The organism is Methylosinus sp. is20ea, from assembly GCF_059718135.1.
On record NZ_AP046088.1, the window covers coordinates 157,687 to 182,534 of the forward strand.

At 64.9% G+C, this 24,848-nt stretch carries 26 protein-coding genes; 6 read left to right on the forward strand and 20 right to left on the reverse strand.

From position 1 onward, the window contains the following. Nucleotides 1–22 precede the first annotated feature (22 nt). Nucleotides 23–529: a hypothetical protein gene (locus AC6IY7_RS00830; RefSeq protein ID WP_497781080.1), complete on the forward strand. Its 507-nt coding sequence runs from the start codon at nucleotides 23–25 to the stop codon at nucleotides 527–529. Here AC6IY7_RS00830 and AC6IY7_RS00835 read toward each other — a convergent pair. From AC6IY7_RS00835 to AC6IY7_RS00860, 6 genes are all read right to left on the reverse strand, one after another. Continuing rightward, a complete protein-coding gene (locus AC6IY7_RS00835; protein ID WP_497781081.1) occupies nucleotides 480–893 on the reverse strand; it encodes a DUF2267 domain-containing protein in 414 nt (137 codons plus the stop codon). The two genes, AC6IY7_RS00830 and AC6IY7_RS00835, sit on opposite strands and share 50 nt — an antisense overlap. A 113-nt stretch (nucleotides 894–1,006) precedes the next feature. After that, nucleotides 1,007–1,135 (reverse strand): hypothetical protein, encoded by a 129-nt coding sequence (locus tag AC6IY7_RS00840; RefSeq protein WP_497781082.1) that lies wholly within the window; start codon nucleotides 1,133–1,135, stop codon nucleotides 1,007–1,009. A gap of 276 nt (nucleotides 1,136–1,411) precedes the next feature. Next, nucleotides 1,412–1,873 carry an SRPBCC family protein gene (locus AC6IY7_RS00845; protein ID WP_497781083.1) on the reverse strand — a complete coding sequence of 154 codons (462 nt, stop codon included), beginning with the start codon at nucleotides 1,871–1,873 and terminating at the stop codon, nucleotides 1,412–1,414. 80 nt (nucleotides 1,874–1,953) lie between these two features. Next, nucleotides 1,954–2,292, reverse strand: a complete 339-nt coding sequence (locus AC6IY7_RS00850; protein WP_497781084.1) for a Rieske 2Fe-2S domain-containing protein — start codon at nucleotides 2,290–2,292, stop codon at nucleotides 1,954–1,956. Nucleotides 2,293–2,536: 244 nt separating this feature from the next. After that, complete coding sequence (locus AC6IY7_RS00855; RefSeq protein WP_497781085.1) at nucleotides 2,537–3,397, reverse strand: bifunctional 5,10-methylenetetrahydrofolate dehydrogenase/5,10-methenyltetrahydrofolate cyclohydrolase; 861 nt, start codon at nucleotides 3,395–3,397, stop codon at nucleotides 2,537–2,539. A gap of 161 nt (nucleotides 3,398–3,558) precedes the next feature. Beyond that, nucleotides 3,559–4,017: a hypothetical protein gene (locus AC6IY7_RS00860; RefSeq protein ID WP_497781086.1), complete on the reverse strand. Its 459-nt coding sequence runs from the start codon at nucleotides 4,015–4,017 to the stop codon at nucleotides 3,559–3,561. Between the two features lie 348 nt (nucleotides 4,018–4,365). On the opposite strand from AC6IY7_RS00860, the gene AC6IY7_RS00865 reads away from it, so the two are divergent. Next, the gene (locus AC6IY7_RS00865; protein ID WP_497781087.1) at nucleotides 4,366–4,680 is read left to right on the forward strand and encodes a hypothetical protein; all 315 of its coding nucleotides are present in this window, start codon (nucleotides 4,366–4,368) and stop codon (nucleotides 4,678–4,680) included. Between the two features lie 301 nt (nucleotides 4,681–4,981). On the opposite strand, the gene AC6IY7_RS00870 is transcribed toward AC6IY7_RS00865, so the two are convergent. From AC6IY7_RS00870 to AC6IY7_RS00895, 6 genes are all read right to left on the reverse strand, one after another. Next, entirely contained in the window at nucleotides 4,982–5,767 is a 786-nt protein-coding gene (locus AC6IY7_RS00870; RefSeq protein WP_497781088.1) for a sulfite exporter TauE/SafE family protein, read from the reverse strand. Between the two features lie 10 nt (nucleotides 5,768–5,777). Then, entirely contained in the window at nucleotides 5,778–7,472 is a 1,695-nt protein-coding gene (locus tag AC6IY7_RS00875; protein WP_497781089.1) for a bifunctional protein tyrosine phosphatase family protein/NAD(P)/FAD-dependent oxidoreductase, read from the reverse strand. Between the two features lie 147 nt (nucleotides 7,473–7,619). Next, the gene (locus tag AC6IY7_RS00880; RefSeq protein ID WP_497781090.1) at nucleotides 7,620–7,811 is read right to left on the reverse strand and encodes a YgaP family membrane protein; all 192 of its coding nucleotides are present in this window, start codon (nucleotides 7,809–7,811) and stop codon (nucleotides 7,620–7,622) included. Between the two features lie 32 nt (nucleotides 7,812–7,843). Beyond that, a complete protein-coding gene (locus AC6IY7_RS00885) occupies nucleotides 7,844–8,266 on the reverse strand; it encodes a DUF6691 family protein (RefSeq protein ID WP_497781091.1) in 423 nt (140 codons plus the stop codon). After that, entirely contained in the window at nucleotides 8,260–8,691 is a 432-nt protein-coding gene (locus AC6IY7_RS00890) for a YeeE/YedE family protein (RefSeq protein WP_497781092.1), read from the reverse strand. Before AC6IY7_RS00890 ends, AC6IY7_RS00885 begins: the two co-directional genes overlap by 7 nt. Beyond that, entirely contained in the window at nucleotides 8,691–9,611 is a 921-nt protein-coding gene (locus AC6IY7_RS00895; RefSeq protein ID WP_497781093.1) for an MBL fold metallo-hydrolase, read from the reverse strand. Before AC6IY7_RS00895 ends, AC6IY7_RS00890 begins: the two co-directional genes overlap by 1 nt. 90 nt (nucleotides 9,612–9,701) lie before the next feature. Between AC6IY7_RS00895 and AC6IY7_RS00900 the strand changes: the two genes are divergently transcribed. The 3 genes from AC6IY7_RS00900 to AC6IY7_RS00910 are packed head-to-tail and all read left to right on the forward strand — an operon-like array spanning nucleotide 9,702 to nucleotide 12,883. Continuing rightward, nucleotides 9,702–10,370, forward strand: coding sequence for a peroxiredoxin (locus AC6IY7_RS00900; protein ID WP_497781094.1), 669 nt, complete (start codon nucleotides 9,702–9,704; stop codon nucleotides 10,368–10,370). Further along, entirely contained in the window at nucleotides 10,367–10,765 is a 399-nt protein-coding gene (locus AC6IY7_RS00905; RefSeq protein ID WP_497781095.1) for an ArsR/SmtB family transcription factor, read from the forward strand. Before AC6IY7_RS00900 ends, AC6IY7_RS00905 begins: the two co-directional genes overlap by 4 nt. 60 nt (nucleotides 10,766–10,825) lie before the next feature. After that, a complete protein-coding gene (locus AC6IY7_RS00910) occupies nucleotides 10,826–12,883 on the forward strand; it encodes a YgiQ family radical SAM protein (RefSeq protein ID WP_497781096.1) in 2,058 nt (685 codons plus the stop codon). A gap of 171 nt (nucleotides 12,884–13,054) precedes the next feature. Here AC6IY7_RS00910 and ssb read toward each other — a convergent pair whose 3' ends face one another. The 5 genes from ssb to mtnC all read right to left on the reverse strand — a co-directional run bounded on the left by ssb (nucleotide 13,055) and on the right by mtnC (nucleotide 17,104). Further along, nucleotides 13,055–13,588, reverse strand: a complete 534-nt coding sequence (ssb, locus tag AC6IY7_RS00915) for a single-stranded DNA-binding protein (protein ID WP_497781097.1) — start codon at nucleotides 13,586–13,588, stop codon at nucleotides 13,055–13,057. Between the two features lie 140 nt (nucleotides 13,589–13,728). Then, nucleotides 13,729–15,042, reverse strand: coding sequence for a C4-dicarboxylate transporter DctA (gene dctA, locus AC6IY7_RS00920; RefSeq protein WP_497781098.1), 1,314 nt, complete (start codon nucleotides 15,040–15,042; stop codon nucleotides 13,729–13,731). Nucleotides 15,043–15,112: 70 nt separating this feature from the next. Next, the gene (locus AC6IY7_RS00925; RefSeq protein WP_497781099.1) at nucleotides 15,113–16,060 is read right to left on the reverse strand and encodes an aldo/keto reductase; all 948 of its coding nucleotides are present in this window, start codon (nucleotides 16,058–16,060) and stop codon (nucleotides 15,113–15,115) included. A 24-nt stretch (nucleotides 16,061–16,084) separates the two neighbouring features. After that, entirely contained in the window at nucleotides 16,085–16,414 is a 330-nt protein-coding gene (locus tag AC6IY7_RS00930; protein WP_497781100.1) for a 2Fe-2S iron-sulfur cluster-binding family protein, read from the reverse strand. 3 nt (nucleotides 16,415–16,417) lie between these two features. Further along, nucleotides 16,418–17,104, reverse strand: coding sequence for an acireductone synthase (gene mtnC, locus AC6IY7_RS00935; protein ID WP_497781101.1), 687 nt, complete (start codon nucleotides 17,102–17,104; stop codon nucleotides 16,418–16,420). A gap of 355 nt (nucleotides 17,105–17,459) precedes the next feature. Between mtnC and uvrA the strand changes: the two genes are divergently transcribed. Beyond that, nucleotides 17,460–20,504: an excinuclease ABC subunit UvrA gene (gene uvrA, locus AC6IY7_RS00940; RefSeq protein ID WP_497781102.1), complete on the forward strand. Its 3,045-nt coding sequence runs from the start codon at nucleotides 17,460–17,462 to the stop codon at nucleotides 20,502–20,504. Between the two features lie 13 nt (nucleotides 20,505–20,517). Here the strand turns inward: uvrA and AC6IY7_RS00945 are convergent, their stop codons facing one another. The 3 genes from AC6IY7_RS00945 to clpA form a co-directional block, all read right to left on the reverse strand. After that, a complete protein-coding gene (locus AC6IY7_RS00945; protein ID WP_497781103.1) occupies nucleotides 20,518–21,003 on the reverse strand; it encodes a DUF2059 domain-containing protein in 486 nt (161 codons plus the stop codon). 92 nt (nucleotides 21,004–21,095) lie between these two features. Next, complete coding sequence (locus AC6IY7_RS00950; protein ID WP_497781104.1) at nucleotides 21,096–22,199, reverse strand: glycosyltransferase; 1,104 nt, start codon at nucleotides 22,197–22,199, stop codon at nucleotides 21,096–21,098. Nucleotides 22,200–22,339: 140 nt separating this feature from the next. Beyond that, nucleotides 22,340–24,835 (reverse strand): ATP-dependent Clp protease ATP-binding subunit ClpA, encoded by a 2,496-nt coding sequence (gene clpA, locus AC6IY7_RS00955; protein WP_497781105.1) that lies wholly within the window; start codon nucleotides 24,833–24,835, stop codon nucleotides 22,340–22,342. Between the last annotated feature and the right edge of the window lie 13 nt (nucleotides 24,836–24,848).

A 24,848-nucleotide genomic window follows, 5' to 3' on the forward strand; every position in this document is an offset into this window, starting at 1 on the left:
ACCTGACAGGACGAGAATTTCGATGCGCTTTCATGTCGGCCGAAATTTTCACGCGGACGGAGCCAGGGACCGGAGAACCGCGCCCCGAACCGCGACGGATATCGTCTTCGCGGCGCGCTCCACCGCCCAGGCCGACGAGCCCGGCTCGCCGCGCAAAGCCCCGATCGCGCGCATCCTCTTCGTCGCGACGGCGCTCGCGGCTCCGCTCCTCGGCGCGCGGACCTATGTCGATGCGACGAGGACCGCGCCCACCGCCATCGTCGCCCATGACGCGGCTCGAGATGCGGCCAAGCTCGCCGCCCAGGACCCCGAGCAAGCGGCGCCCACGATCCGGCAGGTCGAGCTGCAGCCGGCGGCGCCTCCGGCGAAGGCGGAACGCGCGGAGGTCGATCTGACGGCGACCGGCTCGACGCCGTCTCGCCTGGAGGAGGCGCATCCTGCGCCGTCCCCCGCCAAGGCGCGGCCGACGACGAGAGGCGTCAGCCGTTCGGCCAGAGAAATTTCGAGAAGCCCGGAATCGTATCGGTGATCGTCTGCAGCTTGGGGCGGCCGACCGCCTGCTCGGCGAGCACGAAGACCGCTTTGGCGAGCTGCTGCAGCTGCGCGGCGGAGAGCCCCATGCTGGTCAGCCGCGAGGTCAGCTCGATCACGTCTTTCTGATTTTTCCCGACCAGAGCCCCGAGGCCGCCGAGCGCCAGTCCGAGCAGGCCGTGGCGCGGGGCGGCGAGCGCCGCCTCGACCGTCTCGCGGCCGCCGGGCACACTCGCGATCAGCTCCGCGCCTATGGCGGCGTCGCGCTTTTCCAGAAACGCGAAAATATGGCCGATCGCGAGACGGGCCGTCGGCGCCGAAATGCCGACGTCATTGCCGATAGATGCGGCGATCTCCTCCATTTGCCCTCCGTCTCGCGTGTTTTCATGTTTCACCGAAAATATGAAAAGACACTATGCTTTTGTTTTGACGCGTCTCCAACACCGAATCGGCGCCCGCTTCGACTGGAAACACTCTAGCGGCCCGCATCGATGAAAGTGAAGATGCGCGCGCCATCGCCCATGCGACCGCCGACATGCGTCAGCGCCGCCGGGGCGTCGGCCTCGACGGCGCTACGTTCGTCATGAGCTCCGCGATTACGCAAGACTCTATTCAACGCGGGCCCGACGGGAACACGGCCGCCGCAACGGGAACGGACACGAAGGGAACAGCGGCGACGCCGAGCGCGAGAGAAACGGCGAAGGCCAGCAGAGACGCAGGCAATGGCTTTTTCGTCGACGCTTTCCTTTTCCGGCTCGCGCCCTCGTGGCGCGCGCCCTTTATGCGTCGATGAGGGGGCGCGCCGCTATGCGCGATCGCACGGCGCGTGAAGCCGCAGGCAGGGCGCCGAACAGCAGAGTCCGGCGCCGCTGGCCCGAGGTCAGGGCTCGTGCTCGAGGAGGTCGGGAATGCGCTTGGCGAGGCTTCGCATCACGCTGTCCGCGCCTTTGAGCATGATGTCGAAGAGCACGTCGGAGGTCGGCTCGGTGGAGATCCCTTCCTGGACGAAATGGAAATGCGTGCCGCCTTCGGGCAGAGCGGAGATCGTCCAGGTGACGGTCACGTCCATGTAATGACCGAAGCCCTTGAGCTCCTCATGGCCGCCCTTCCATCGGAAGCTCAGCTTCTCGCCAGGGACGACCTCGAGCACTTTGCATTGGAACTCGCCGTCCCAACGCTCGATCGGGCGGCTCCAAATGGTGAAAGAATGGCCGACCTCGGGCCGGATGTCGTTCGGGAAAAACCAAACGGCGAGCCATTCCGAATCGGTCATGGCGCGCCAGACTGCGTCGACCGGATGCTCGAAGTCCTTCTCGGTCGTGATGGTTCGCGTCTCGGGCACGGCTGTCGCTCCTGTTTCAGAATTAGAAGCAACATCCCTGCCAAAGCACGCTGGCGGCGCCGCGCCGGGAGCGCGGCCGGTCAGGCCGGCGCGCGCGCCGGCTTGGCCGCTCCGACGTCGACCTGGATCTCGTCGCCCTCCACCCGCAGCTCATAGGGATGCAGGGCGTTGCGGACGAGATGCGTCACGCATTTGCCGTTCACGCCGTCGAAGCCCCAATTGTGATAATTGCAGAGCACGGTCTTGCCGTCGAAAGCGGCTTCGTTCAGCGGCATGTCGGCATGTGGACAGCGGCCGCGAAAGGCCTTGAGCTCGCCGCCCGTCGGCCAGACCAGGAGCACGCTCTTGCGGCCGGCCTGAAAGAGGCCCATGGCCCCTTCGCTCACGGCGCTGGTGTTACAGATAAAGGTGAACGCCATCGGGATCGCCCTCGAAAAGGAAGCTGCCCGCGGCGATACGCAAGTTGTGGACCAGAGGCTGACCGGCCTCGGCGCGCCATGCTCTCCCGGATGCGCATCTTCGAGCCTCGGAGAGATACCGGAAGCTCCCGGACGGGATCGCATGGCCGCGCCATAACAATCAATGTGGCGCCGAATTTCGCTAAAAACATCGGACGGATTGTCGCAATAGGACCGATGTCTGCCCGGTCACGCAGGGACGGCGCTAACCGCCGCGTCCGCGCTCGGCGTGCTCGATCAGCAGCAGAAGATTTTCGAGAATGAGCGCCGAGGTCAAAGGCCCGACGCCTCCGGGGACCGGCGTGAGACGAATATCCAGCTCCTCGAGCGCCGCGGCGTCCACATCTCCGGCGAGCTTGCCGTCGATGAAGCCGACGCCCGCGTCGACGACGAGCTGTCCTCGCGAAAAATAATCGCGTCCGAAGAAATGCGGGCGCCCCGTCGCCACGAAGACGATGTCTGCCGCGCGCGAGAATTCGGGAATGTCCGGCGTCGCCGAATGGCAGATGGTGACCGTCGCCCCGGCGTTGACGAGCATATTCGCGAGCGGCTTGCCGACCGTGCGTCCGCGACCGATGACGACGACGCTCTTGCCGAGGAGCGGCCCCTGCGACTCGGCGAGCGCGATGCAGGCGCGCGGCGTCGCGGGCGCGATGAAGCGCTGATGCGGCCCATGCTGCAGCAAGGCGCCGAGATTGCCGACGGAGAGCCCGTCGGCGTCCTTATGCGCCGGGATGAGATTGGTCACGTCGATCTCGTCGACCTCGGGCTTCGACGACATGACGACAATGACGCCGTCTATGTCCGACCGCGCGCATAGATCGCGCATTCGCATCTCGATTTCCGCATAGGAGCCCGCATGCGAGAGATCGACGGCCTCGAAAGCGGCGCCCACTTCCTCGGCGTGCTTGCGTTTGACGGCGACATAGCTCAGCGCGGCCGGATCGGCCGAGCAGACGACGGCCGCGAGCTTGGGCGTGACGCCGCGCGCCTTCAGCGCGCCGATGGCGTCGACGAGCGCCGCCTTGCGGGCGGCGACGATCTCTCTGCTATAGATTTTCTGCATTGAATATGCCTTTTCGCCGCGATCGGCATTGGCCGCCCGAGGCGGCGCTCGAGCGCATGGGCTCGGCTCGTCTCCGCTATAAATCCAAAGCGACGCAGTCTATCCGCGGCCTTTCGACGCTGTCACGAGCGTGGTCGCCGCAGAGCCTCGGCCGATCGATTTCATCGAGCGAGCGCCGACGGCTCACGCCGGCCGGCCGAGCCGCGCTCGGAAAAGCGCGTCGGCTCGCGCAGCAGGAAAAAATGCGCAGCATCCACCAATCCGAGCGGCGCCAGACAATCCCGCACATAGGCCGACTGCGCGAGATAATGCGGCGGCAAATGACGCGGGCCTACGAAAGGCGCGTCGAGCGACGTTTGCACGGCGAACCATTCGCTCAATCGCGCCTGAATTTCCGCGGCGTGCTTTTGCCGCTCCATCAGCCATTGCGGCTCCCAGCCGATGCTCACATCGACGATGATCTTGTCGTGTCGAAGATCATTCAGCGACAGGAGCGCCTTCTCGCAGCCGAGCAATGCGGCGACTTCGGCGAGCGCTCCGCTCCATTGCGTAGGGTCGAGAGCGCAATCGTAGATCGATCCGATCACATCGGACAATAATCGGTACGAATAATTCGACACCCGCGCCATCCTTCTGAAAATGAATGTCGTAGAATATCGATGAAATAGGCTGCGGCCGCGGCCGCATGAATCAATTTACGATTGTGACTTCTCGCATGTGAAACCGAACCGCGCAATCGACCTCACGGCGGCGATCGACATTCGATTTTCGAATTTTTCTACTTCTCCTCCATTCGAGGGATAGCGAGGCACAGCGATTGCGTTAGCATCGCCCGTATCGAGCGCACGTTTCATTTTGAATGGGCCCGGTCACGCGTCTGCGTTAAAAAATTGTGTAAATTCAAATATTTGAGAGTCTCGCGTTGTGATGCTCTCGACCGCGCCAAACTGACACAGATGATATCGACGATGACCAAGAAAACCGATCCGACGATCCGCTATGAACAGGAGCGCGCGCGACCGCGCCAGCTCCCCTCCCTTTCCACCGACCGGGCCGAAAAATCGCCGATCGGCGAGCCGTTGGCGGATAAGCTGCGGCACGTTCAGGCGATCCTTCGCGCCGTCGAAGAATCGCGCGAGCAGAATCTGACGACGAAGCGGCTTTTCGAGCCGACAGCGATCGACTGTCTCAAGCAGCTGGTCGAGGCCCTCGATCGAGCGGACGGCGTCGAAGCCGCCCTCGTCGATGCGCGCACCATACTGAAGACCGCCGGAATGGGCTGAGCGGGCGGCTTCGCCGGGCCGACGCATGTGGGCTCGGCGTCTCTCGCGTAAGTGCGTTTCCAGCCGAAGTGGACGCCGGTTCGGCGTTGGAAACGCGTCAAAACAAAAGCCGAGAGTCTTTCCGTGTTTCGATGAAACACGGAAAGACTCTCGCGCGTCGCGCCTTCCGGCGATCGCTTCGATCGACGAACCCCGGCCGCACGGCGCGCGGTCGGGGTTCGTCGATCGGAGGCGCTTTCTTCAGACCGATCGCCGCGCGCTGCTCGCCGACGCCGGCGGCGCGCTGACTATATTGCCGGTTCTATCTGGTGAAGAGCTGCGAGTTGAACAGCGTATAGGCGGCGACGGCGAAGACGACGATCGCGAAAGCGATGGTGAGCTGGCCCGTCTTCTTCGACAGGCGCCGCGCCAGAGCGGCGCCCATCATCGTGCCCGCGGCGCCGCTGACGATGACGACGAGGGCGAGCAGCCAATCGATGAGTCCGGAGAGCGCGTAAGTGACCGCCGTCGTCAGACCGAAGACAGTGACGGCGACGAGCGACGTGCCGACGGCGTTGATCATCGGCATTCCCGTCGAACCGACGAGTCCGGGCACGACGAGAACGCCGCCGCCTATGCCGAAAAAACCCGAGAACAATCCGGTGACGAGTCCGAAGGAGGCGACGCGCGGCGCGCGCTCCACCGTGCATTCGACGGCGGCGTCGCCGACGGCGCCGCGGCCGCGCAGCATCATCACGCCGGTCATGATCATCGCCAGCGCGAAGAGGAACAACAGTCGTTGCCCGTCGAAACTCTTGCCGATCGTCGAGCCGACAATGGCGCCGAGCATTCCCGCGGCGGCGTAGATGCCGCCGCAGCGCCATTTCACCGAGCCGGTGCGCGCATGGTTCCACAGGCTGAAGGCCGCATTGACGGCGACGGCGAATGCGCTGGTGCCGATCGCGACATGCGGGTCCTTCACGCCGACGACATAGACCAGCAGCGGCACGGCGAGCACCGAGCCGCCGCCGCCGATGAGGCCGAGCGTGAAGCCGATCGCCGCCCCGCAGCCGGCGCCGATCAGATATTGAACGAGCTCTAAATACACCTGTTCCTCGTCATTCTGCGGGCTGCCGCTCGCATTTTTCGATCATATGCGGCTTGCACAGCCATTCCTGGCCTTTGAGCATGGCGCGCCAATAGATCGGCGGCAGCAGACGCTCCTTGAGGAACCAGGCCGCGCGCGACGGCCGCGCGCCATCGATGAGCCAATTGGGGAAGCTCGGCAGCAGCTTGCCGCCATAGCCGAATTCGGCGAGCACGATCTTGCCGCGCTCCACGGTGAGCGGGCAGGAGCCATAGCCGTCATAGCCGACATGCGGCGCCTTGCCGTCGAGCACGGAGAGCACATTGATGGCGACGACCGGCGCCTGCTTGCGCGCGGCGGCGGCGGTCTTGGCGTTGGTCGTCGCGACCGCGTCGCCCAGCGCGAAGACATTGCCGTAGCGCGTGTGGCGCAACGTCTCGGGATCGACGGCGATGAAGCCGGTTTCGCCCGCGAGCGGACTCTTGGCGACGAAATCCGGCGCGCGCTGCGGCGGCACGGCGTGCATCATGGCGAAATCGCGCTCGACGCGTTCGACTTTTCCGTCCGGCCCCTTCTGCTCGAAGGTCGCGATCTTCGCCGGCCCGTCGACGGCGACGAGCTTCGACTCGAGGCGCAATGCGATGCCGTAGCGCTCGACATATTCCATCAGCGCCGGCACATAGGCGGCCACGCCGAACAGCACGGCGCCGGCGTTGTGGAACTCGACCTCCATGTTCGAGAGCGCGCCGGCGCGCCGCCAAGCGTCGCAAGAGAGATACATGGCCTTTTGCGGCGCGCCGGCGCATTTGATCGGCACGGGCGGCTGTGTGAACAGCGCGCGGCCGCTACGCAGAGTCTGCGCGAGGAAATGCGTGTAGGGCGCGAGATCGGCGCGATAATTGGAGGTGACGCCGTTTTTGCCGAGTGTCTCGACGAGGCCGGGAATGGCGTCCCAATCGAGCTTTATGCCCGGCGAGGCGATGAGCGCGCGATAGCGCAGCCGCGAGCCGTCGTCGAGAACGACCTCATCGGACAAGGGCGCGAATTCGGCGACGGATTTCTTGATCCAGACGGCCTTGTCCGGCATCACCGAGGCCATGGGACGCTTCGTCACCTCGGGCTTGAACACGCCGGCGCCGACCAGCGTGAAGCCCGGCTGATAATAATGAATCTCCGCCGGCTCGACGATGGCGACGGAAAGCGAGGGCCGGCGCTTCAACAGGCTCGCCGCCGCCGCGATCCCGCCGCTGCCGCCGCCGACGACCACCACATCATAAGAGCCCGGACCGCGGTCTGCGGCCGGCGCGCCGCCGCGCGCGACGATGCGCGCTTTCCACGGCTCGAGATCGACTCCGGCCTCTTTCGCGGCGGCGAGAACCGTCTCGGCGCCGAGCGGCATGGCCTGCGACAGCGCCCACAGCGCGCTCGCGCGCCGGCCGCTCTTGCAATAGCCGAGCGCGGGGCCGCCCGCGGTCGCCAGCGCTCCGGCGAAATCGGCGACGGCGCCCTCATGAATGTCGCTCGGCGTCACCGGGACATGTTTCGCGGAAAGACCGTGCTCGGCGGCCCATTCGGCGACGTCGCGGAAATTCGGCTGGCCCTGCTCCTCATCGTCGGGACGACAGTCGATGACGAGGCGAAACCCCTCGCGCGCGGCGCGCTCGACATCGGCCTTCGTAATCTGCGGCGAAACGGAGAAAGCGGACGATAATTTCGTGAAGCTCATGACGGTGCGTTCCTCTTTTTTGTTCGCTTTTTGGGGTGCGTGTCGGGGAGAACCATCAGCCGGCGCGTGACGCTTCCCTCGTCTCTTCGAGACGCCCGCTTCGCGGGCTCCTCAGGATGAGGGAAGCTTCGGCGAGCGCGCGTCGGTTCAGACGCGCTTACAGGTCGAGATTCCGAAGAGGCGATAGGCCGGGCAGAAGGAGACGAGGCTGGTCGCCAAGGCGATGATCGCGACGACGCCGAGGCCGCCGGAGAGCGCGCCCAGCCAATAGGCCATCGCTATGGCCGCGACGACGGCGAGACGGAAAATGCGGTCTAGGGTTCCGACATTCCTGGTCATGATTCGGCCCTTTCGTTCGAGCGTTTCGGCGTTCACATTTTCTGCGCGACGAAGCGCTGCAGAATCATTCCGAGCGCCATGGCCGCGACGAAAGGCGCGACGACGAGAGGCGCGAGGGCGAGATCGGCGAGCGCCGGCCCAGGACAGAGCCCGGCGACGCCCCATCCGACGCCGAAGATCGCCGCGCCCGTGACGAGGCGCGCATCTACGGGAGAGGTCGGCGGCAGATCGAAGCTTTCGGCGGCGAGCGGCCGCTCCAGCCGGCGCACGACGCGCCAAGTGATCGCCATAGGAATGAGCGCGCCGATCATGACGAAAGCGAGCGTCGGATCGAAAGCGCCGAAGACATCGAGAAAGCCGCGCACGCGCGCCGGATCGGCCATGCCGGAAACGGCGAGGCCGAGTCCGAAGATCGCGCCGCTGAGAATGCCGAGGAGGGGAAATCGGATCACCATGCGAGCCCCGCCGCATTCATCGCCGCGACCATCGCCGCCGCGACGCTCATGAAGACGCCGGTCGCGACGAGCGAGCGTTTGGAGAGCCGCGACAGGCCGCAGACGCCATGGCCACTGGTGCAGCCGGAGCCGAGCCGCGCGCCATAGCCGACCGGCAGCCCCCCGATCAGCAGCATGGCCAGCGGCGGAAAGCTCATCTCTATCGGCCCAGGGAGAAGAACGAGCGCCCCCGCGCCGAGCGGCAGGCCGAGTACGAAGCCGGCCGCGAGTCCGTCCGGCCCGCAAGCCTTGGTCACGCCGATCACGCGGGCGAAGAGGCCGCTGACGCCGGCGATGCGCCCGGCGCCGAGCAGCATGATCGACGCGCTCGCGCCGATCATCAGCCCGCCGGCGAGGCCCTGCGCCGTGGAAGAGGCGAGCATCATCAGAAGACGTCCAGCGGGAGCTTCAGATAGCGCGCGCCATTGTCCTCCGGCGGCGGCAGGCGACCGCCGCGCATATTCACCTGCACGGAAGGCAGGATCAGATGCGGCAGATCGAGCGTCGCATCGCGATGCGTGCGCATGTCGACGAATTCGTCCTCGCCGATTCCGTCATGCACATGGACATTGCCCTTGCGCTCGGCGCCGACCGTCGTCTCCCAGGCATAAGTGTCGCGGTTCGGCGCTTTGTAGTCGTGGCAGAGGAACAGCCGCGTCTCGTCGGGCAGCGCCATCAGCCGGCGGATGGAGCGATAGAGCGCGCGGGCGTCGCCGCCGGGGAAATCGGCGCGCGCCGTTCCATAGTCCGGCATGAACAGCGTGTCGCCGACAAAGGCCGCGTCGCCGATCACATAAGCGACATCGGCCGGCGTATGGCCGGGCACATGCAGCGTGATCGCCGGAATCTCGCCGATCGCGAAAGTCTCGCCATCATCGAACAAATGATCGAACTGCGAGCCGTCGCGGGCGAACTCCGTCCCGAAGTTGAAGACCTTGCCGAAGACGGTCTGAACCGTGGTGATCTCGCGGCCGATGGCCAGCTTGCCGCCGAGCTTAGTCTGGAGATAGGGCGCGGCCGAGAGATGATCGGCATGGGCATGGGTTTCCAGCAGCCAGTCGATCACAAGACTTTCACGATTCACATAAGCGATGACCTCATCCGCGCCCTTGGTCGAGGTACGGCCGGAGGCCGCATCGAAATTCAGCACGCTGTCGACGATCGCCGCATGGCGGGTCGCCGGATCATAAACGACATGAGACGCCGTGAAAGTGGGCTCGTCGAAGAAGGTCTCGACCTGGACCGACGGCCGTTTCGCGGCGGCGAGGATTTGTTCCCTGGCCTGCTCGAGCGCGGCATCCGTCATGGCGACCTCCCCTTTAATTTCAATATTACATGATTTATGTAATTAAATAGTCTGCTTGTGTCAAGCGAGGAATGGGGGCATTTGAAAGCCATGGAAAAAGAACCGATTCCGGCTCCGACCACGGCTGCGCCGGCGCTGCGCGTCGGCGATCTCGCACCGGTTTTTCAGGCGCGCTCCACGGGCGGCGACATTCGTCTCGATCAGTTCCGCGGCCGCTGGCTGATCTTTTTCTCGCATCCGGCGGATTTCACGCCGGTCTGCACCAGCGAATTCGTGGCGCTCTCGCGCGCCGCGCCGCGATTCGAGGAGGTGGGCTGCGCGCTGCTGGGGCTCTCGGTCGACAGCCTCTATTCGCATCTCGCCTGGGTGCGGGCGATTCGCGACCTTTTCGGCGTCACTGTCCCCTTCCCCATCGTCGAGGACCCGACCATGACCATTGGTCGCGCCTATGGAATGCTGGACGAGACCGCCCGAGATTCCTCTGCGATGCGCGCGACCTATTACATCGACCCGCAGGGAATCGTGCGGGCGCTCACTTGGTATCCGCTGACGGTCGGGCGTTCGGTGGAGGAGATGCTGCGCCTCGTCACGGCGCTGAAGAAGGCCGCCTCCGGCGAGGTGATGACGCCGGAGGGCTGGACGCCCGGCGGCGATCTTCTGCTGCCGCCGCCCAGCGCCGCGCAAGAGGCGCTCGCGCCCGGCGCGACCGACAGCTGGTTCTATCGGACGTGCAAAGATCTGAGCTCGAAAGACAAATGACCGCACTCTACGAATCGCGCGAGCGCGCCAATGAGGCCGCCGAAAGGCTGAAGATTTTCGCGCAGCCGCAGCGGCTGATGATCCTGTCCTATCTCCTCGCCGGCGAGCACACGGTCGGCGAGATCGAGGCCGCGACCGCGATTCAGCAGCCGGCCTTGAGCCAGCAGCTCGCCGAGTTGCGCCGCGCCGAGCTGGTGGAGACCCGCCGCGCCGCCAAGCAGGTCTTCTACCGCCTGGCCGATGCGAAGGTGACGCTCTGCGTCAAATGCGTCGAGGCGATCTTCGAAGGCGCCGCCGATCCGCAAGGCGCGCTCGCCGAAGCGCTGCGCGCGCCACAGGCCGCGCGCGAGCCGCCGGGCAAGGCCGGCGCGGCGGCATTCGCGAAGATCGTCTAGCGAGGGCCAGGGTGTCAGGCTCCTCGCATCCGGCCCGCGTTCCATGATATTCACGAGACCATGACGAAAGCCGCCGAAGATCGAGGCGCGGCCAAGCCGCTGTTCTCCTATCGCAAGCATTGGGCGCATCGCTTCGGCGTCGCGCCTTTTCTGCCCATGTCGCGCGCCGAGATGGAGACGCTCGGCTGGGACAGTTGCGACATCATCCTCGTCACCGGCGACGCCTATATCGACCATCCGAGCTTCGGCATGGCCATCATCGGCCGCCTCTTGGAGGCGCAGGGTTTTCGCGTCGGCATTATCGCCCAGCCGGACTGGCGCGACGCTTCCGCCTTCCGCGCGCTCGGCAAGCCGAACCTCTTCTTCGGCGTCACCAGCGGCAATATGGATTCGATGGTGAACCGCTACACCTCCGACCGGCGGCTGCGGCACAATGATTCCTACACGCCCGGCGGCGAAGGCGGCAAAAGGCCCGATCGCGCCGTCATCGTCTACGCCCAGCGCTGCCGCGAGGCTTTCCCCGATGCGCCGATCCTGCTCGGCGGCATAGAGGCGTCGCTGCGGCGCATCGCCCATTACGACTATTGGTCGGACAAGGTCCGCCGCTCCATCCTCTTCGACGCCAAGGCCGATCTGCTGCTCTATGGCAACGCCGAGCGCGCCCTCGTCGAGGTCGCGCATCGCATCGCCAAGCGCGGCATGGCGCAGGATTTCGCCGATGTCCGCGGCGTCGCCTTCACGCGCGACGCCACGCCCGAGGGCTGGCTCGAGGCCTCGGCCGAGGACATTGACGGGCCGGACGAAGGCCGCATACGCAAGGACGCGCAGAGCGAGACTGTCGTCATCCGCCTGCCCGCTTTCGAGCAGGTCGCCAATGACCCCGAATCCTACGCCCGCGCCTCGCGCGTGCTGCATCGGGAGAGCAATCCCGGTAATGCGAGCGCGCTGACCCAGCGTCACGGAACGCGCGATATTTGGCTCACCGCGCCGCCCATTCCGCTGACCATGGCGGAAATGGACGGCGTCTATGATCTGCCCTTTGCGCGCGCGCCGCATCCTTCCTACACGCAGGCTATCCCTGCATGGGAGATGATCCGTCATTCGGTGACGATCATGCGCGGCTGCTTCGGCGGCTGCTCCTTCTGCTCCATCACCGAGCATGAGGGGCGCATCATCCAGTCGCGCTCGGAAGGCTCGATCCTCAAAGAAATCGAGATGATCCGCGACAAGACCGAGGGTTTTACCGGCATCATCTCCGACATTGGCGGGCCGACGGCGAATATGTATCGCCTCGCCTGCAAGGACCGCGAGACCGAGGCGCTGTGCCGGCGGCCCTCCTGCGTCTATCCGGACATTTGCAAGAATCTCGAGACCAGCCACGACTCGCTGATCCAGCTCTATCGCAAGGCGCGCGCGCTGCCCGGCGTGAAGAAAGTGATGGTGGCGTCTGGCGTGCGCTATGATCTCGCGGTGAAGAGCCCGGCCTATGTGCGCGAGCTGGTCGAGCATCATGTCGGCGGCTATCTCAAAATTGCGCCCGAACATACGGAGAGCGGCCCGCTCGCCAAAATGATGAAGCCCGGCATAGGCTCCTACGATCGCTTCAAGCGTCTGTTCGACGCGGCGGCGCAGGCGGCCAAGAAGCAATATTTCCTCATCCCCTATTTCATCGCGGCCCATCCGGGCACGAGCGACGAGGATATGTTGAATCTGGCGCTATGGCTGAAGAAGAACGGCTATCGCGCCGATCAGGTGCAGACCTATCTGCCCTCGCCCATGGCGCTGTCGACGGCCATGTATCACTCGGGCTTCAATCCGCTGAAGCCGGTGCGGCGCGGCGCGTCGGAGAAGGTCGATGCGGTGAAGGGCCTGCGCCAGCGCCGCCTGCACAAAGCCTTTCTGCGCTATCACGATCCCGAGAACTGGCCCGTGCTGCGCGATGCGCTGAAGGCGATGGGCCGCGCCGATCTCATCGGCCCGGGCAAGCACCATCTGGTGCCGGGCTGGCAACCCGCGGGAACCGGCAAGGCCGGCGAAGGCCGCCGCACGGGCCAGAACGGCGCGCGGCCGCAGACACGGGAATTCCGGACGAATGGGCTGCGCTCGCGCGGGTCGTAGCGATTGTGAGAGCCGGAAGCGCCCCCTCCCCACCCCCCGCTGTGCGGGAGAGGGAGTAGATTGCGCCCGTCATCGAAACTTCACGAACCGCCCGCAGCCCCCCTCGCGCAGCGGGTGAGGGGGGCTCAGCGCAACCAGCGACTCCCGTCGAGGCGCGATGCGCCTCGACCATCAGAACGGAATATCGTCGTCGAGCTGCTCCGACAGACGTCCACCGCTAGCCGGCGCGGGAGAACGCTCGGCGGGCGGGCGCTCCATCGGCGAGGAGCGGCCGAAGCTGGAGCCGCCGCCGCCGCCGCTCGACTGATAGGAGCCGCCGCCGCCTTCATAATCGCCCTCGCCGCGACCGCCGCCTTTGCTGTCGAGCAGCGTCAGCTCGCCGCGGAAGCGTTGCAGCACGACGTCGGTCGCCCGACGCTGCACGCCGTCCTTGTCCTGATATTCACGCGTCTGCAGCTGGCCCTCGAGATAGATCTTGGAGCCCTTGCGGCAATATTGCTCGGCGATCTTCCCGAGATTCTCGTTGAAGATCGACACATTGTGCCATTCCGTGCGGTCCTTGCGCTCGCCGCTGCTGCGATCGCGCCAGGATTCCGTCGTCGCCACGGAGAAAGAGACGACGCGGTCGCCCGACGGCAGTGTGCGCACTTCCGGGTCGCGGCCCAGATTCCCCACCAGGATGACCTTGTTGACGCTGCCCGCCATGACCCTCTCCGCTTATGAATGTCCGAGGCACCTTAGTCCGAAACGCGCGAGCGCGAAGGCGTTCCGCCGCCTTGTCCACAATTCGCGCGATGTTCTTTTTTTGTTCTAGCATCCGCGTCGGGCGGGCGCAATGCCCCCGCTCATTGCGTCGTGATTGCGGTTTCCACATCGCTCGGGTCGATGCGGCGCGAGAGGCCGGCGGCGAGCTTGTCGTGGTCGAGCTCGCCCTCCCACCAGGCGACGACGATTGTCGCCACGCCATTGCCGCAAATATTGGTGAGCGCGCGGCATTCGCTCATGAATTTATCGACGCCGATGACGATCGCCATGCCCGGCGCGAGACGCGGGTCGATCGAGGCGAGCGTCGCGCCAAGCGTGATGAAGCCGGCGCCGGTCACGCCCGAGGCGCCCTTCGACGTCAGCATCGCCACGGTGAGAATGACGAATTGCTGTCCCGCCGAGAGCTCGACGCCGAGCGCCTGGGCGATGAACAGGCTCGTCAGCGTCATATAGATATTGGTGCCGTCGAGATTGAAGGAATAGCCGGTCGGCACGACGAGTCCGACGACCGATTTCGAGCAGCCCAAGCGCTCGAGCTTCTCCATGAGCTGCGGCAGCGCGCTCTCCGACGAAGAGGTGCCGAGCACGATCAGCAATTCGTCGCGAATATAGGCGAGGAAGCGGAAAATGCTGAAGCCGACGAAATGCGCGACGACGCCGAGCGCGACGACAACGAATAAAATGGAGGTGATATAGAAGGAGCCGACCAGCCAAGCGAGGCTCAGCAGCGACTGCGAGCCATATTTGCCGACCGTATAGCCCATGGCGCCGAAAGCGCCGAGCGGCGCCGCCTTCATCACGATCGCGATGACGCCGAACATGGCGTGGCCGGCCTCGTCGATGAAGCCGCCCAGCGCCCTGCCCCGCTCGCCGAGCGCCATCAGCGCGAAGCCGAAGAGGATAGAGAACAGCAGCACTTGCAGAATATCGCCTCTGGCGAAGGCGCCGATGACGCTGTCGGGAATGACGCCGAGCACGAATTCGACCGGGCTGCGCTGCGCGGTCGGCTCAAGATATTTGGCGACGGCGGCAGTGTCCGCCTTGCCCGAAAAACCTTCGCCCGGCCGCAGCACATTGCCGACGAGAAGGCCGAGCGCCAGGGCTATGGTCGAGACGACTTCGAAATAGACGAGCGCCTTGACGCCGACGCGCCCGACCTTGGCGGCGCTCTCGAGATGGGCGATGCCGGAGACGATGGTGCAGAAGATGATCGGCGCGATCACCATTTTGATGAGATTGACGAAGCCCTTGCCCATCGCCTCCATCCAGGGGCTCATGGCGATGTCGGGAAAATAGACGCCGAGCAATGCGCCGAGCACGATGGCGGCGAGCACTTGCAGATAGAGACTATGCGCGCTTTTGCGCGGCGCCTCGGCCGTGGCGGCGGCTGTCAATTTCGGCTCCTCTTTCCCGTCTCATTCGTCGATTATTCCTAGACCGGGAGCCGAAAGCGGGCAATGGCGCTCATGCGCTCACCATGTCGAGCCGCATCAGCGTTCGCGCGTCGAGCGTCAGCGTCATCGCGCCGAAAATCTCCGCGAGCTGGGCGAGGCTGGTGACGCTGACGATCGGCGCGGTCACGCCCGGCTGGGCCAGCAGCCAGGCGATGGCGATCTGCGCCGGAGTGGCGGCGAATTGCGTGGCGGCGCGGTCGAGCTCGCGCAGAATATCGAGGCTGCGATCGTCGAGAATGCGCGCGACGACGGCGCCGCGCGCCGCGCCGACCGTATCCTCCATCGAGCGATATTTGCCGGTGAGGAATCCCGCTTCCAACGCGCGGAAGGGAATGACGCCCAAATCCTCCTCGAGGCACAGCCGGCGCAGATCGCCTTCGTAAAAGGCGCGGGTGACGAGATTGTAATGCGGCTGCAGGCAGGAAAACAGCGGCAGCCCATGGGCTCGCGCGGTCGCCAGCGCCTCGGCGAGGCGCGGCGCCGAATAATTGGACGCGCCGATGGCCCGCACTTTGCCGCTCTGGATGAGGCGCGCGAAAGCCTCCAGCGTCTCGTCGAACGAGACCGCGGTGTCGTCGAAATGCGCCTGATAGAGATCGATCCGATCGGTTCCGAGCCGACGCAGCGACTCCTCGGCCGAGCGGATGATGTGGGCGCGGGAGAGGCCCTTGCCCAGATTTGGCATATCGCCACCGACCTTGGTCGCGATCAGAACCCGATCGCGCTTGCCCGTCGCCTTCAGCCAATTGCCGATGATCGTTTCGGACTCGCCGCCCTTATGGCCGGGCGCCCAGGTCGAATAGGTGTCGGCGGTGTCGATCAGCGCGAAGCCGCGATCGACGAACGCGTCCAGAATGGCGCCGGAGGTCGCCTCGTCCACCGTCCAGCCGAAGACGTGACAGCCGAGCACGAGGGGGGCGCAGTCGAGGCCCGACCGGCCGAGCTTGCGATGTCGCATGAGAACGCTCCGCCCGCTGCGCCGCTAGCTATTGCTGTAATCCTCCGGGGCGATGCGGACATGCATACCGTCTAGGCCCGAGTCGAATTTCATCTGGCAGGCGAGGCGCGAATTGAGCTCGCGGTTGGCGGCCTTGGCCAGCATGATGGCCTCGGCGGGCTCCATGGGGGGCATGGCGACGCCGTCGGGCAGATCGACATAGATTTGGCAGGTGGCGCAGGTGCAACTGCCGCCGCATTCCGCGACCAGCTCCTCTACGCCCGATTTGCGGATCAGCTTCATCATCGTCGCGCGATCCTTGCCGGCGATCTCCGACCTCGTCCCGTCGCGCGTCTCGAGCGTGAATTTCGCCATTCGTCACTGTCCGATGTTCGAGGAGGCGAGATCGGGGCTGACCTCATGGCCGCTGGCGACGGAGCCGTCGCGCGCGATGCGGATGGTCGCGAGGCCAGCGGTCTTGGCGGCGTCCAATTCGTCCTCGTTTTCCGACAGCAGGAGGATGGACGCCGCGGGCAGGGCCAGACTCTCGCAGATGTCGCGATAGGAGCCGGGCTCGATCTTCTGGCCGAGCGAAGTGTCGAAAAACCCTTCGAACAGGCCGGTCGGATCCTCGGTCGCGCAGCGGCGCAGCAGCAGCTTTTGCGCCTCCGCCGAATTGGACGAATAGACGAACAGGCGAAGCCCGGCGGCGGCCCAGGATTTCAAGCAATCGACCACATCCGGATAGAGCGCGCCAGCGAGCTCGCCCTTGTCGAAAGCCTCCTGCCAGACGAGGCCCTGAAGGATTTTCAGCGGCGTCGCCTTGCGGCCCTGCTTCATCCAGCGCAGCAGCAGCGATTCCGCCTGCGTGGGATCGAGCTCATAGCCGCCCATCAGGCGTCCGGTCTCCTCCAGCGCCTCCTCCACCACCTCGTCCTCGGCGTGCTCGGCGATGTAGCTCCCGAGCCGCTGGGCGGCGAGGGGCGTGAGCGTCTCGGTCATGAAAGCCATCGGAAGGACGACGCCTTCGAGATCGATCAAGACGGCGCGGACGGGCTCGCTCATCGCGCCGCCTCCCCTGCGGAAAATTGTCCGTATAGCGCCATCGAACCGCTCGCCTTTCCCGATTGTCCCGGTCGAGACAGCATGATTTGTGCCGCGCCTTATGAAGGCGGGCGGCCACGGTCAAGCTCTGGCTGTCGCTCGAGCCTGTGGATTAGTGCGTCGCAGCATGGCAAGAGAGGACGGAGGGCGTAAGATCGATCGCCCGCCGGCCCTTTCCCTCATTCTCCCCCGCGACGCGGGAGAGGCGCCGACGTCGCGCAAGCCCTCGATGATGCGCCGAATCTACCCCCTCCCCCGCGCAGCGGGGAAGGGTCGGGGAGGGGGCGAACCCAACGCTCCAGTTCTGGTCGTGCACATGCGAAGCTCGAAAAAATCCGCCGCTGAAGCCTCACTCGACGATCTGTTCGACGGCAAGGTCATCTCCATTCGCGGCGCGCGCGAGCATAATCTCAAAAATGTCGATCTCGTCATTCCGCGCGACAAGCTCGTCGTCTTCACCGGACTCTCGGGATCGGGCAAATCCTCGCTCGCCTTCGACACGATCTACGCCGAGGGCCAGCGCCGCTATGTCGAGTCGCTCTCGGCCTATGCCCGCCAATTTCTGGAGATGATGCAGAAGCCGAATGTCGATCAGATCGACGGCCTCTCGCCCGCCATCTCCATCGAGCAGAAGACGACCTCGAAGAATCCGCGCTCCACCGTCGGCACGGTGACGGAGATTCACGATTACATGCGCCTCTTATGGGCGCGCGCCGGCATTCCCTATTCGCCGGCGACCGGCCTGCCGATCGAGAGCCAGACGGTCTCGCAAATGGTCGACCGCGTGCTGGCGCTGCCGCAGGGAACGCGCCTCTATCTGCTCGCGCCCGTCGTGCGTGGCCGCAAGGGCGAATATAAAAAAGAGATCGCCGAATTCACCAAGCGCGGCTTTCAGCGATTGAAGATCGACGGCGCCTATCACGAGATCGCCGACACGCCGCCGCTCGACAAGAAATTGAAGCACGACATCGACATTGTCGTCGACCGTATCGTGGTGCGCTCCGACATTGGCGCGCGTCTCGCCGATAGTTTCGAGACGGCGCTGGAGCTGGCCAATGGGCTGGCGGTGGTGGAGTTCGCGGATCAGACGAGCCGACCCAGCGAGACCGCCGCGCCATCTGCGCCGGCGGCCGCCTATGCCTCGAACCATTATGCGCCGGACCACATCGTCTTCTCGTCGAAATTCGCTTGCCCCGTCTCCGGCTTCACCATTGCGGAGATCGAGCCGCGGCTGTTCTCCTTCAACAATCCCTTCGGCGCCTGCCCGGCCTGCAGCGGTCTCGGCCAGGAGCAGGTGATCGATCCCGATCTCGTCGTTCCCGATCCCAAGCTCTCTTTGCGCAAAGGCGCCATCGCGCCCTGGGCGAAATCATCGTCGCCCTATTACAGCCAAGCGCTGGCCTCGCTCGGCCGGCATTACAAATTCCGACTCGACACGCCTTTCGAGCAGCTCGACAAAACAGTGCGAGAGGTCCTGCTGCACGGCTCCGGCAAAGAGGAGATTCGCTTCTCCTATGACGACGGCGCGCGCGCCTATGATGTGAAGAAGCCATTCGAAGGCGTCGTCGCCAATCTGCAGCGCCGTTTTTTGGAGACGGACAGCGAATGGGCGCGAGAGGAGATCGGCCGCTATATGTCGGCGGAGCCCTGCAAGGCCTGCCTCGGCTATCGCCTGAAGCCGGAAGCGCTGGCGGTGAAAATCGACAGGCTGCATATCGGCGAAGTGTCGGACCTCTCCGTGCGCGCCGCGCTCGACTGGTTCCGCACGCTGCCGGAAAAGCTCGACGCCAAGCGCAATGAGATCGCGCATCGCATTTTGAAGGAAATCCGCGACCGCCTGACCTTCCTCGTCGATGTCGGCCTCGACTATCTCACTCTGTCGCGCGCCTCGGGCACGCTGTCGGGCGGCGAGAGCCAGCGCATCCGCCTCGCCTCGCAGATCGGCTCCGGCCTCACCGGCGTGCTCTATGTGCTGGACGAGCCCTCGATCGGCCTGCATCAGCGCGACAATGACCGGCTGCTCGACACGCTGCGGCGCCTGCGCGATCTCGGCAATAGCGTCATCGTCGTCGAGCATGACGAGGATGCGATTCTCTCCGCCGATTATGTGGTCGATGTCGGCCCCGGCGCCGGCGTGCATGGCGGCCACATCGTCTCCAAAGGCGCGCCGCAGGAGATCATGGACGATCCCAATTCGCTCACCGGCCAATATTTGACCGGCGCGAAACAAGTGACTTTGCGCCATGCGCTGCGCAAGCCCGATCCCGGCCGCTGGCTGAAGATTTCCGGCGCGCGCGGAAACAATCTCAAAAATGTCGAGGCGAAGATTCCCTTGGGCCTGTTCACCGCCGTCACCGGCGTTTCGGGCGGCGGCAAATCGACTCTCGTCATCGAGACGCTGTACAAAGCCGTGGCGCGCCGCCTCAATAGCGCGCATGAGCATCCCGCGCCTTTCGACAAGATCGACGGGCTCGAGCATATCGACAAGATCATCGATATCGATCAATCGCCGATCGGCCGCACGCCGCGCTCCAATCCGGCGACCTATACCGGCGCCTTCACGCCGATCCGCGAATGGTTCGCTGGCCTGCCAGAGGCGAAGGCGCGCGGCTATGCGCCGGGGCGCTTCTCCTTCAATGTGAAGGGCGGCCGCTGCGAAGCCTGCCAGGGCGACGGCGTCATCAAGATCGAGATGCACTTCCTGCCCGACGTCTATGTCACTTGCGACGTTTGCAAGGGCAAGCGCTACGATCGCGAGACGCTGGAAGTGAAATATCGCGACAAATCTATCGCCGACGTTCTCGACATGACGGTCGAGGAAGCGGCCGTACTATTCAAAGCAGTGCCGGCGATCCGCGACAAGATGGAGACGCTGAAGCGCGTCGGCCTCGATTACATCCGCGTCGGCCAGCAGGCGACGACGCTCTCGGGCGGCGAGGCGCAGCGCGTGAAGCTCGCCAAGGAATTGGCGCGCCGCTCCACGGGGCGCACGCTCTATATTCTCGACGAGCCGACGACGGGCCTGCATTTCCACGATGTCGCGAAATTGCTCGAGGTGCTGCACGAGCTCGTCGATCAGGGCAATAGCGTCGTCGTCATCGAGCATAATCTCGAGGTCATCAAGACGGCCGATTGGATCATCGATCTCGGGCCGGAGGGCGGCGACGGCGGCGGCGAGATCGTGGCGGCCGGCCCACCTGCCGATATCGTCGCCGCGAAGCGCAGCCATACGGGGCGCTATCTCGCCGAAGTGCTGAAGCGCCGTCCGCCGCGCGCGGACAAGGCGAAGGAGACGAAGGCGGCGAAGGAACCCAAAGAGACGCCTGCGCCGCGCCGCAAGCGCGCGGCGCAGGAGCAGTGAGGCTCAGCTGATCTCAGATCGAGTAGCCGCGCTTGCGCAGCTCGGATTTGAGATCGGTCTGCAGCGACTCGCCGACCTTCACGCCCCAGGCTTTGCCGACCTCCATTCCGCTCTTGGCGAGCTGGCCCATTTTCAGGGCCAGCTTCGCGCCCGTCGGCGATTTGTAGAAGCTCAGCACGTCGCGCAATTCCGCGACGCTGAAATTATCGGCATAGACGGCGGCCATCTGGCCCGCCAGCTCGTCCAGACTGGCGATGAATTTCGCCTGCATGCGCGGCGATATCTCGGCGAGGTCCTTGTCGAGCTTCGGATTTTGCGCCCCGAGCAGTGATTTGATCTGCTCCATCAGAGCCGGCAGCATCTGCTTGGCAGTATCCGTCACATGCATGGCGACGAGCAGATCCTTCGCGACGGCGAGGCGCTCGCCCCTGTCGTCGGCGCGCGCCGGCGCGATGCAGAGCGCGAGCAACACGGCGAATGACGCGATGAAAAGTCTCATGCAATCCTCCCGATGAAAATGCGCGCGCATCATACGCCATGACGTGCGCGCTCGAAAGCGCAGAGGTGGAGGCTCGCGGGAGGAGAGAATTCTCAGCTTTTCGCGGCGCGAGCGGCGAAATAGGAGTCGATCTTCTCCCGCATCGTGCGCAGGAAGCGCTCTTCTCCGAAGCCGAGCGCATGAGCGCGAATGCGCTCCGGCGAAAATTCCATGCGCTCGAAGCGCGTGATCGCCTCGCTCAGCGCTTCGACGGTCTGCGTATCGAAGAAGACGCCTGTCTCATTCTCGACAACGGTCTCCGTCGCCCCGCCGCGGCGGAAGGCGATGACCGGCCTGCCGCTCGCCATCGCCTCGAGCGGCACGATGCCGAAATCTTCCTCGCCCGGGAAGATCAGCGCGCGACAGCGCGAATAATGCCGCATGAGCACGTCGAAGGGCTGCGGGCCGAGCACAGACACGGTGGGGCCGGCGCGCTTGCCGATCGCCTCCAGATTGGAGCCGCCGCCGATGACGACGAGCTTCTTGCCCATCGCGTTGAATGCGTCGATGGCGAGATCGGGCCGCTTATAGCCGACGAGCTCGCCGACCATGAGATAATAATCGCCGATCTCTTCGCGCGGCGCGATGACGAAGGCGTCGGCGGCGACGGGTGGGTGCACGACATCGGCGGAACGTCGGTAATAACGCTCGACGCGATGCGCGACCGTCGTCGAATTGGCGATGAAATGATCGACGCGGGTCGCCGACAGCGCGTCCCAATTGCGCAGATAATGCGCGAGCGGCGGCATCAGCAGGCGCGTGAGCCGGCCGGATTCCTCGCGATACTCATGGTACATGTTCCACAAATAACGCATGGGCGAGTGGCAATAGCACACATGCAGCGCTTCCGGCGGCGGAATGACGCCTTTGGCCGGGCCCGACTCGCTCGAAATGACGAGATCATAGCCGCGCAGATCGAGCTGCTCGCAGGCGAGCGGCATCAAAGGCAGATATTGCCGATAATATTTCGCAGCGCGAGGCAGGGACTGGATGAAGCTCGTCTTGATCGGGCGCGAGAGGATTGTCTGCGAAACAGCGGCCGGATCGATGACATGGGTGAACAGATCGGCCTGCGGATAGAGCCGGATCAGGGATTCGACGACCTTTTCACCGCCGCGCATGCCGACGAACCAATAGTGAACGATCGCCACGCGCATCTACGTTCCCACCTCGACGCTCGCCCACCTCGACGCTCGGACAGCCTCGCGGGAGCGCGCGAACGACGAAGCCGGGCATGAGCCCGGCTTCGAGAATACAGTCGAAGTGATTAACATCCCGTGAGGATTCGAGAGGCTGCTCAGTTCTTTAGCGGCGTCTCCGGAACGCTGCGCGGGCGGGCGCTGGCGCTACGCGGCACCGGATCGGTCTTGCCCGAATCCTTGCCGGAGTCGCTCTCCTTCGGCTTGCGGCTCTTGCGCGGCTCGCCACCTTCGGCGGAAGCGCGCTTCTTGCCGGCCTCGACGATATCGCGCTCGGGACGCGGCAGCACCGGCCCCTCGGGGAAGACGAAACCGAGCGATTTGGCGCCGCTGTCGTCAGTCACCACCACGACGCGCACCGCGCCGCCGTTCTTCAGCCTGCCGAACAGAACCTCGTCGGCGAGCGGCGTCTTGATGTGCTGGTGGATGACGCGACCCATCGGCCGCGCGCCCATGGCCTGGTCATAGCCATGCTCGACGAGCCAGGCGCGCGCCTCGTCGGCGAGCTCGATCGTGACATTGCGATCGGCGAGCTGCGCCTCGAGCTGCAGGACGAATTTGTCGACGACGCGGGCGATGACCTCCTCCGGCAGATGGCCGAAGTTGACGATCGCGTCGAGACGATTGCGGAACTCCGGGGCGAAGAGGCGATTGATCGCTTCATTGTCCTCGGTGTTGTGCACCGTGCCGCGGGTGAAGCCGATCGGCTTCCGCGCGAGATCGGCGGCGCCGGCGTTGGTCGTCATGATGAGGATCACATTGCGGAAGTCGATCTGCTTGCCGTTGTGATCCGTCAGCTTGCCGTGGTCCATCACCTGCAACAGAATGTTGAAGAGATCGGGATGCGCCTTCTCGATCTCGTCGAGCAGCAGCACGCAATGCGGATGCTGGTCGATGCCGTCGGTCAGAAGGCCGCCCTGATCGAAGCCGACATAGCCGGGAGGCGCGCCGATGAGCCGGCTCACCGTATGGCGCTCCATATATTCCGACATGTCGAAGCGCAGCAGCTCTATGCCGAGCGAGGTGGAGAGCTGGCGCGCCGCCTCCGTCTTGCCGACGCCCGTCGGGCCGGAGAAGAGATAGCAGCCGATCGGCTTCTCGGGATCGCGCAGGCCGGCGCGGGCGAGCTTGATCGCCGAGGTCAGCGCGGTGAGCGCCTTGTCCTGGCCATAGACGACGCGCTTCAACGTCTCGTCGAGATGGGCCAGCACTTCGGCGTCGTCCTTGGAGACGGTCTTGGCCGGAATACGCGCCATCGTCGAGATCGTCGTCTCGATCTCCTTCAGGCCGATCGTCTTCTTGCGCTTGGACTCGGGCACGAGCATTTGCGCCGCGCCGGTCTCGTCGATGACGTCGATCGCCTTGTCCGGCAGCTTGCGGTCGTGGATATAGCGCGCCGAGAGCTCCACCGCCGCTTTCACCGCCTCATTGGTGTAACGGATCTTGTGGAACTCTTCGAAATAGGGCTTCAGACCCTTGAGGATCTCCACCGCATCCGGGATCGACGGCTCATTGACGTCGATCTTCTGGAAGCGCCGCACCAGGGCGCGGTCCTTCTCGAAATATTGGCGATATTCGCGATAGGTGGTCGAGCCAATGCAACGCAGCGTGCCTTGCGCGAGCGCCGGCTTGAGCAGATTGGAGGCGTCCATCGCGCCGCCGGAGGTCGCGCCGGCGCCGATCACCGTATGGATCTCGTCGATGAAGAGGATGGCGTTCTTATGCGCCTCGATCTCCTTGATGACCTGCTTCAGCCGCTCCTCGAAATCGCCGCGATAGCGCGTGCCGGCGAGCAGCGTGCCCATGTCGAGCGCGAACACCGTCGCGCCGGCGAGAACATCCGGAACCTCGTTCTGGATGATCTTGCGAGCGAGGCCTTCGGCGATGGCCGTCTTGCCGACGCCGGGATCGCCGACCAGCAGCGGATTGTTCTTCTGCCGGCGACACAGCACCTGGACGGTGCGCAGCACCTCGGACTCGCGGCCGATCAGCGGATCGATGCGGCCATCGCGCGCCTTGCGGTTGAGGTTCACGCAATAGGCCTCGAGCGCGCCTTCCTTCTTGCGCGGCTCTCCCTCGCGGCCCTCGCGCCCCTCACCCCGCTCCGCCTCGTCCTCGACCCCGCGCGGCGCGCGCGAGCCATCCGAGAGGCCGGGCCGCTTGGCGATGCCGTGGCTGATGTAATTGACCGCGTCATAGCGCGTCATATCCTGCTCCTGCAGGAAATAGACGGCGTGGCTCTCGCGCTCGGCGAAGAGCGCGACCAGCACATTGGCGCCGCTCACATCCTCGCGACCGGAGGATTGCACGCTGATGATCGCGCGCTGCACGACGCGCTGGAAACCGGCGGTCGGCTTGCAGTCGCCTGCCGATTCATTGACCAGATTGTCCAGTTCGTGATCGATGTATTCGCGCAAGCTCTTCGCGAGCAGATCCAGATCGACCGAACAGGCGCGGAGCACGGCGGCGGCGTCCTGGTCGTCTATGAGACTGAGGAGAAGATGCTCCAAAGTCGCATATTCGTGGTGCCGCTCTCTCGCCGAGGCGAGCGCGCGGTCGAGTGACTGCTTCAGGTTGCGCGAGAATGTCGGCATCGATCGTCCGCCC

Coding starts and splice junctions, on each gene's coding strand:
- AC6IY7_RS00905 (WP_497781095.1), top strand. CDS start 10,367: ATGACCGCACTCTACGAATCGCGCGAGCGCGCCAATGAGGCCGCCGAA.
- AC6IY7_RS00930 (WP_497781100.1), bottom strand. CDS start 16,414: ATGGCGAAATTCACGCTCGAGACGCGCGACGGGACGAGGTCGGAGATC.
- AC6IY7_RS00835 (WP_497781081.1), bottom strand. CDS start 893: ATGGAGGAGATCGCCGCATCTATCGGCAATGACGTCGGCATTTCGGCG.
- AC6IY7_RS00945 (WP_497781103.1), bottom strand. CDS start 21,003: ATGAGACTTTTCATCGCGTCATTCGCCGTGTTGCTCGCGCTCTGCATC.
- AC6IY7_RS00890 (WP_497781092.1), bottom strand. CDS start 8,691: ATGATGCTCGCCTCTTCCACGGCGCAGGGCCTCGCCGGCGGGCTGATG.
- AC6IY7_RS00850 (WP_497781084.1), bottom strand. CDS start 2,292: ATGGCGTTCACCTTTATCTGTAACACCAGCGCCGTGAGCGAAGGGGCC.
- AC6IY7_RS00830 (WP_497781080.1), top strand. CDS start 23: ATGCGCTTTCATGTCGGCCGAAATTTTCACGCGGACGGAGCCAGGGAC.
- mtnC (WP_497781101.1), bottom strand. CDS start 17,104: ATGAGCGAGCCCGTCCGCGCCGTCTTGATCGATCTCGAAGGCGTCGTC.
- AC6IY7_RS00895 (WP_497781093.1), bottom strand. CDS start 9,611: ATGACGGATGCCGCGCTCGAGCAGGCCAGGGAACAAATCCTCGCCGCC.
- AC6IY7_RS00875 (WP_497781089.1), bottom strand. CDS start 7,472: ATGAGCTTCACGAAATTATCGTCCGCTTTCTCCGTTTCGCCGCAGATT.
- AC6IY7_RS00880 (WP_497781090.1), bottom strand. CDS start 7,811: ATGACCAGGAATGTCGGAACCCTAGACCGCATTTTCCGTCTCGCCGTC.
- AC6IY7_RS00950 (WP_497781104.1), bottom strand. CDS start 22,199: ATGCGCGTGGCGATCGTTCACTATTGGTTCGTCGGCATGCGCGGCGGT.
- AC6IY7_RS00885 (WP_497781091.1), bottom strand. CDS start 8,266: ATGGTGATCCGATTTCCCCTCCTCGGCATTCTCAGCGGCGCGATCTTC.
- AC6IY7_RS00855 (WP_497781085.1), bottom strand. CDS start 3,397: ATGCAGAAAATCTATAGCAGAGAGATCGTCGCCGCCCGCAAGGCGGCG.
- AC6IY7_RS00865 (WP_497781087.1), top strand. CDS start 4,366: ATGACCAAGAAAACCGATCCGACGATCCGCTATGAACAGGAGCGCGCG.
- uvrA (WP_497781102.1), top strand. CDS start 17,460: ATGCGAAGCTCGAAAAAATCCGCCGCTGAAGCCTCACTCGACGATCTG.
- AC6IY7_RS00910 (WP_497781096.1), top strand. CDS start 10,826: ATGACGAAAGCCGCCGAAGATCGAGGCGCGGCCAAGCCGCTGTTCTCC.
- ssb (WP_497781097.1), bottom strand. CDS start 13,588: ATGGCGGGCAGCGTCAACAAGGTCATCCTGGTGGGGAATCTGGGCCGC.
- clpA (WP_497781105.1), bottom strand. CDS start 24,835: ATGCCGACATTCTCGCGCAACCTGAAGCAGTCACTCGACCGCGCGCTC.
- AC6IY7_RS00925 (WP_497781099.1), bottom strand. CDS start 16,060: ATGCGACATCGCAAGCTCGGCCGGTCGGGCCTCGACTGCGCCCCCCTC.
- AC6IY7_RS00900 (WP_497781094.1), top strand. CDS start 9,702: ATGGAAAAAGAACCGATTCCGGCTCCGACCACGGCTGCGCCGGCGCTG.